This is a genomic window from Agrobacterium sp. GW821-FHT14E08 (genome assembly GCF_058803865.1).
This window is the reverse complement of the sequence record NZ_JBXAPJ010000015.1, coordinates 1-1,139: the sequence shown is the minus strand read 5'-3', so window position 1 is coordinate 1,139 and position 1,139 is coordinate 1. Positions and strand designations below refer to the sequence as shown.

Annotated in this window: 1 protein-coding gene; it reads right to left on the bottom strand. The window is 62.5% G+C overall.

The features are described 5' to 3' along the window. Window positions 1-1,139, bottom strand: a 1,139-nt coding sequence (gene hutU / locus AC1ROR_RS23650; RefSeq protein WP_498590929.1) for a urocanate hydratase, incomplete at both ends; no start/stop codon positions are given.

The window sequence follows — 1,139 nt, the reverse complement described above, 5'->3', positions numbered from 1 at the left end:
GCGATGCGCTCGCGCGCCATGTCCAGCCAGTTATGCAGGTGTTTGTTATCCGGCAGCAATTCCTTCACCTTGGCGTCGGTCTTGTAGATGTCTTCCGGATCGCCCGAAAGAGCCGCCCAGCGGAACGGGCCGATGCCCTTGCAGAACAGCGGGCGGATATAGGCCGGCACGAAGCCGGGGAAAGCAAAGGCGTTTTCAAGACCCTCATCCTTGGCGACCTGACGGATGTTGTTGCCGTAGTCGAAGGTCGGGATGCCCATGTCCTGGAAGGCGATCATCGCTTCGACGTGGTCGCGCATGGAGGCGCGGGCGGCCTTTTCCACCGACTTCGGATCGCTGACCCGCTTTTCCTTCCACTGGCCCATGGTCCAGCCCTTTGGAAGATAGCCGTTGATCGGGTCGTGGGCCGAGGTCTGGTCCGTGACCATGTCGGGGCGGATGCCGCGGCGGACCATTTCCGGCAGGATTTCGGCGCAGTTGCCGAGCAGGCCGACGGACTTGGCTTCACCCTTCTTCGTCCAGCCGGCGATCATGTCCATGGCTTCGTCCAGCGTTTCGGCCTTCTCGTCGAGATAGCGGGTGCGCAGGCGGAAATCGATCGAATCCGGGTTGCACTCGACGGCAAGGCAGGATGCGCCGGCCATGACGGCTGCGAGCGGCTGGGCGCCGCCCATGCCGCCGAGACCGCCGGTCAGGACCCACTTGCCCTTGAGGTTGCCGTTGTAATGCTGATTGCCGGCTTCGACGAAGGTCTCATAGGTGCCCTGCACGATGCCCTGGGTGCCGATATAGATCCATGAGCCGGCGGTCATCTGGCCGTACATGGCGAGACCCTTCTTATCCAGCTCGTTGAAATGGTCCCAGGTCGCCCAGTGCGGCACCAGGTTGGAATTGGCGATCAGGACACGCGGCGCATCCTTGTGGGTGCGGAAAACACCGACCGGCTTGCCCGACTGCACGACGAGCGTTTCATCCTCGTTCAAATCTTTCAGCGTCGCGACGATACGGTCGAAATCGGCCCAGGTGCGGGCGGCGCGGCCGATGCCGCCATAGACGACCAGCTCATGCGGGTTCTCGGCCACGTCAGGATCGAGATTGTTCATCAGCATGCGCAGCGGCGCTTCGGTCATCCAGCTCTT